General features: G+C 65.2%; 6 protein-coding genes and 1 pseudogene. 5 read left to right on the top strand and 2 right to left on the bottom strand.

The annotated features are described in order from the left end of the window. Positions 1-368, bottom strand: a 368-nt coding sequence (locus AC1VAN_RS11345) for a LysR family transcriptional regulator (RefSeq protein ID WP_480985827.1), incomplete at its 3' end; no start/stop codon positions are given. 99 nt (positions 369-467) lie between these two features. Here AC1VAN_RS11345 and AC1VAN_RS11350 point away from each other — a divergent pair. The 4 genes from AC1VAN_RS11350 to AC1VAN_RS11365 are packed head-to-tail and all read left to right on the top strand — an operon-like array spanning position 468 to position 3,348. After that, positions 468-1,322, top strand: a complete 855-nt coding sequence (locus AC1VAN_RS11350) for an MBL fold metallo-hydrolase (RefSeq protein ID WP_025874531.1) — start codon at positions 468-470, stop codon at positions 1,320-1,322. Continuing rightward, on the top strand, positions 1,319-2,185 hold the full coding sequence (locus AC1VAN_RS11355; protein ID WP_442251098.1) for an MBL fold metallo-hydrolase: 867 nt from the start codon (positions 1,319-1,321) through the stop codon (positions 2,183-2,185). Before AC1VAN_RS11350 ends, AC1VAN_RS11355 begins: the two co-directional genes overlap by 4 nt. 43 nt (positions 2,186-2,228) lie before the next feature. Then, positions 2,229-2,915 (top strand): hypothetical protein, encoded by a 687-nt coding sequence (locus tag AC1VAN_RS11360; RefSeq protein WP_480985828.1) that lies wholly within the window; start codon positions 2,229-2,231, stop codon positions 2,913-2,915. 49 nt (positions 2,916-2,964) lie between these two features. Continuing rightward, positions 2,965-3,348 (top strand): nuclear transport factor 2 family protein, encoded by a 384-nt coding sequence (locus AC1VAN_RS11365; protein WP_033831124.1) that lies wholly within the window; start codon positions 2,965-2,967, stop codon positions 3,346-3,348. A gap of 14 nt (positions 3,349-3,362) precedes the next feature. Here the strand turns inward: AC1VAN_RS11365 and AC1VAN_RS11370 are convergent, their stop codons facing one another. Beyond that, positions 3,363-4,295 carry an ABC transporter six-transmembrane domain-containing protein gene (locus tag AC1VAN_RS11370; protein ID WP_442251100.1) on the bottom strand — a complete coding sequence of 311 codons (933 nt, stop codon included), beginning with the start codon at positions 4,293-4,295 and terminating at the stop codon, positions 3,363-3,365. Between the two features lie 273 nt (positions 4,296-4,568). Between AC1VAN_RS11370 and AC1VAN_RS11375 the strand changes: the two are divergent. Further along, positions 4,569-4,886 (top strand): annotated as a pseudogene (locus AC1VAN_RS11375) (serine hydrolase); the annotation flags it as partial.

The raw sequence follows: 4,886 nt of genomic DNA on the forward strand, positions 1-4,886 counted from the left end.
ACATTGGGGTGCGCATGGTGAAAGCGATGCAGCTTTGGGGCCAGCCATTTCGCGGCGAACGACTCCATGGTTGTCACCCGCAGTTCGTGTGGTGCGCGCGTCCTGGCGCGCTCCAACGCCAGGTCCAGCTGCCCAAGTAGATCGCCGACCGTTGTTGCCAGCGCCGCGCCGTCTGATGTGAGCGCCACGGCGCGGTGATTGCGCTGGAACAGGCTTACGCCCAGATAGGCCTCGAGGTGTTTGACCTGATGGCTGACCGCAGCCGGGGTGACGAACAGTTCGCGCGCCGCCTGATTGAAGCTGAGGTGGCGGGCAGCCGCTTCGAACGTGCGCAGCGCATTCAGTGGGGCAGTGGGGCGGGGTTTCACGGGCACCATCCAAAGCAGGGGCCCTGTCATCGTAGCGCATGAATTTTTCTAACGCGAAGCGTAGAACTACTCGTTTGCCGGGTGCCGCATGAGCTGGTGATGATGCCGATCCTCCCACCCGGAAAGCCCGCCGTGCGAATTCAGGAGCTTGCCCCAGATGTGCTGATGTTCGTCGGTGACCAGGTTGAATCGGTCGCTACCGCCTTCGTCAACGGAGACCAGGTGCTGCTGGTGGACGCGTTGGGCAGCGAGGAGGATGCCGCCTGGTTGCGGGACGTACTGCACGGGCAGATGGGCAAGAGGGTACGACTGGTTGCCGCCACCCATTTCATGAGCGACCACATCTGTGGCATGACGCTGTTTCCGGAGGCGCTGACCCTGGCGCACCGCCATCACCGGCATGCCTTTCTTTCGCAGAACCAACCGGTGGCATCACGCTACCGCGATCCCGATATCGTGTTCGACAATCTCGCCATGCGCTGGGGGCGCCACCAGCTGCGCTTCCTGTACAACCCCGGCAAGACGATGGACCACATGAGCGTGGATGTGCCGAGTGCCGATCTGGTCTGCGTGGGCGACAACATCGTCGGCAACATCGTCTATCTCTCCCGGTCGGACCCGGCGCTGCAGCGCGCCGCCATCGGCCGTATCCAGCAGTTCGGGCGCAGCAGGGTGGTCGGCGGGCATATCGGGGTCTTCGATGCGGCGGTGCTGGGCAATGCACTCCACTACCTGCAGCGGATGCAGGAGATCGTCGTGGATATCCGGCTGCGAACCGCGCCGACGGAAACCACGGCGCTGATGGCAGCCATCAGACTGGAGGATTGCATCGCGTCGGGGGTAACGCCGACGGCATTCGAACGAGAATGGCATGGACACAATCTCACGGCGATCGTCGCGCAGTCGATCTTCTCCCTGGATGCTGCGCTGGCAGCAAGGGAGCAGGCCGCATGAAACACGATTCCGTCAACGCACCGGCGCTGGGCAGTCGCAGACGCTTCCTTGCCCGTTGCGCCGGTGTGGCCGCTGCTGCGCTGGTCCCTGCTGGTGCCGCTGCGCCACCAGCGGCGATGCGCAGCCTGCGCGCCCAGCGATTGGCGTGGGCCGGGGTGCGGCTGCAGTTGCCGGAGAGCACGCTGCTGATTGATCCGCTGGTGAATCCCGCAACGTGGGGCAAGGCGTTGCCGGACCGGCTGGTGCCGGTGAACGATGTGCTGGGCGAAAGCCACGTGCTGGTCACCCACACCCACTCCGATCACTTCGATGCAGATGCGGTTGCGGCGGCGCTCAGCAAAGGGGGAACACTCGCATATCCAGCCGGCCTGCAGCCCATGCCGCTACCCGCAGCCGCACGTGCACGGCCGAGCGCGCTGTGGGAGCCCCAACTGCTGGGCGACTTCACTGCGACGCCGGTACCGGCATCGGACGGCTACGGCGATACGCAGGTTTCCTGGGTGGTAACAGCGGGCGGCCGACGCATCTTCCATGGCGGCGACACCCAATGGCACGGCCATTGGTGGCATATCGGGCGCCAGTTCGGACCGTTCGATGCGGCCTTCCTCCCCATCAATGGCGCCACGTTCGGCTGGCGCGAGCCCGTAAGTGGCCAGCCTGGCGTACTGACGCCGGAGCAGGCGGTGGCAGCGGCGGCAATCCTCGGCGCACGCACGCTGGTGCCCATTCACTATGGCATCAGCGGAATGGACAACTATGCGGAAGTGGACGACCCGCTCGGGCGGCTTCGCAAGGCAGCCGGTGACCGTGCCGTGGCCGTGCAGGTCGTCGAGCCGGGCGCGTGGCTGACATGGCCGGCGTAGTCCCGTATCCGCGCCTGAATCATTCCTGGCCTTGGGAGAATCCATGAATCGARCACACTGCATTGCAACCGCCGTCGCGCTTTCTTCTTTCTCCATGGCCGCCCTGGCGGCGGAAACCACCAGCCCCAAACGCCCCTCGGTCGAGCAGCTGCAGAAGCTGATCGTCAGCACCTCGCCGCAGACCCGCGTGGATGCTCCGGACAAAGAACGCATCACGGCGCGGCGGATCGATATCGTCGATGAGAACGGGGTGATCCGGATGACGCTCTCGGGCCAGACGCCACCGCCCATCATCGATGGCATCCAGTACAAGCGAGCCTTCAATGTGGCGGGCATTGTGCTGTACGACCACAAGGGGAGCGAGCGCGGTGGCTTTGGAACCGCAGACGTCGAGGGCGGCATGGCCGTACTGGCGCTTGACCACCCGGCCATGGATGCAATTGGCTGGCGCGTGTCGCCCGACGGCGACGTTCGGTTCTCGATCAACCAGGCGCCGCCGCTGATTCGCGAGCCGCGGCTGGACAATCGCCTGATTCCGGGGGTGCAGACGCCAACACGCATCGAGATGGCGGTGGCTGCCGATGGCACCCCTGCCATCGCGCTGAACGATCAACAGGACCGCGCCAGGCTGCGCCTGACCGTAACGCCGGAAGGCTACGGGGCCATCGAGTTCCTGGACGCGCAGGGCAGGGTGATCCATACCCTGGCGCCCGAAGCCCATCGGCAGTGATGGCAGGTTGTCACTGACGCAGCAATCGCCCAACTACCATGGAGCCGGCATGGACACTGAAATACGGCAGCTCGAAGAAGCGCTGCGCATCGCGATGCTCACCAGCGACGTGGCCGCGCTGGATGGCCTGATTGCAGATGCCCTGATCTTTGTGGGGCCTTCGGGCGAAGTGTTTGGCAAGCAGGATGATCTGGCCCTGCATCGTTCAGGGCGCCAGAAGCTGAGCATGGCCGAATGGCAATCGGTGGAGATTGCCCTGCATGATCAAACCGCTGTTGCACTCACCACTGCGGCCCTGGCCGGAACCTTCGATGGCGCAGCCTTCTCTGGCCGCTTCAGGTACTGCCGCTTCTGGGGGAAGACGGCCGGTGTCTGGCAAGTGCTGGGCGGCTCGGTTGTCGCTCTGCCCGCAGCAATGGAGACAATCGCCTAGACAGCTGCGGTGGCTCATGGCCCGGGGTGGACGTTGTTCTCCGCATCCTCCATTCCCGGGCTCACCCGGCGGCCGATGTCCTTCAGCCTTGCCAGCTGGTCGACCATCGACGGTGCATCGTCCAGGCTGCCGACAAAGGTCCACAGGTAGGTCATCACCGCATAGACGTGGCCAGGGGTCACGCCATCGGTCATGGCGAGGCGGCCGATGGTCAAGGCAAACAGCACCGCAGCAGCCGCGCCGACCACCACGAAGGCACCAGCCTCGCGATCGGACAGCAGGATGCGCAGTCGCGACAGGGTGCGGTAGTGGCGGCGCAGTACCGACGGGCCGACCCGGTCGACCAGCCGGATTTCATGCTCCAGCCGGTTGTTCAGGCGGCCGTGCAACTGCTCGTTGCGGCGAGCGAACGAGGGCAGCAACACCAGCGCACCGAGCAGGGCGATGAGGCTGGCGGCCCCCACCAGGGGTTCGATTGCCAGCAGCATCGCCGCCGCGCCGAACATGGAAACGAGCGCAGTGGCGATGATCGGCACGTGCTTCTCGAAGAAGTCGACGAACTCGCGGGCCAGTACCACCCGCGCCGCCGAGGTGGAGGTGGCCTGGCCAAGGCGCCGCTGCGCCTGCACCACGTTTACGGCCAGATCGGCGTAGATACGGGTGAAGGTGCGTGTATCGACCGCACGGCGGGCGGCGCCTACCAGCCAGAACAGCAGCACCACGCCGGCGTAGGAAATGGCATGGCCGACGTTGCCACGGATGATCGCGTCCACCGCGAAGCCGGCGAACAGCGGATAGGCCAGCAGCAGCGCATTCTCCAGCGCCACCAGCGAAAAGGTGCCGGTGAGCTGCCAGGGGTAGGTGCGCAGGATGGCTTTCAGGGTGGCGGCCGCATTCTGCTGGCCGATGCTGCCGGCTGCGACGGCCGGATCGTGTGGGGGCTTCATGGGGACCTGGGCAGATCGAGGATGGGGCAGGGGATCGATGGAGGCATTTCCCCTGATCGCTGCCAGTATCTGCCGTCCTTTGGAGGGAGCATGGAGGGGCGATGGAGATTGCGTGGAGATGCTGGCAGCGTTCAGCGACGGGCGTGCACCGGGCAGGGGAGCTCGACCCGGGGCGAGGCTCGGCATCCATCGGCAATCGAGCCCCTGCCATCGGGTATCTTAAGAGCCCTTTTCCCACCTCCCTTCAAGCGCCTACGCATGCATGCGAATCCGATGACCGTTCGAAACAGGCGATGGCTCGGCAGCGTGGTCGTATCCGCGGCGTTGTTGGCGGCAGGCTGCGCCAGCGAGAGGGCCGCAACGAAGGATCTCGGGGCGGAGATCGACGAAGTTGCCGCGACGCTGATCCAGCGGCCGCTACTTCATTCGACCTCGATCGGCGTCGTGTACCGGGGCGAGGAATTCGTCCGTCATCGCGGCGACATGGAAACCGGCAAGCCTGGCCCTCCAACCGATGCGACCCTCTACGAGATCGGCTCGTTGAGCAAGACCCTGGCCGGCACCCTGATGGCCAATGCCGTTCTGGAACAC

This window comes from Stenotrophomonas sp. 05L44_2 (assembly GCF_056665995.1).

What these genes read in the sequence shown, in the direction of transcription:
- AC1VAN_RS11350 (WP_025874531.1), top strand. Translation starts at nt 468, where the DNA reads ATGATGCCGATCCTCCCACCCGGAAAGCCCGCCGTGCGAATTCAGGAG.
- AC1VAN_RS11355 (WP_442251098.1), top strand. Translation starts at nt 1,319, where the DNA reads ATGAAACACGATTCCGTCAACGCACCGGCGCTGGGCAGTCGCAGACGC.
- AC1VAN_RS11370 (WP_442251100.1), bottom strand. Translation starts at nt 4,295, where the DNA reads ATGAAGCCCCCACACGATCCGGCCGTCGCAGCCGGCAGCATCGGCCAG.
- AC1VAN_RS11365 (WP_033831124.1), top strand. Translation starts at nt 2,965, where the DNA reads ATGGACACTGAAATACGGCAGCTCGAAGAAGCGCTGCGCATCGCGATG.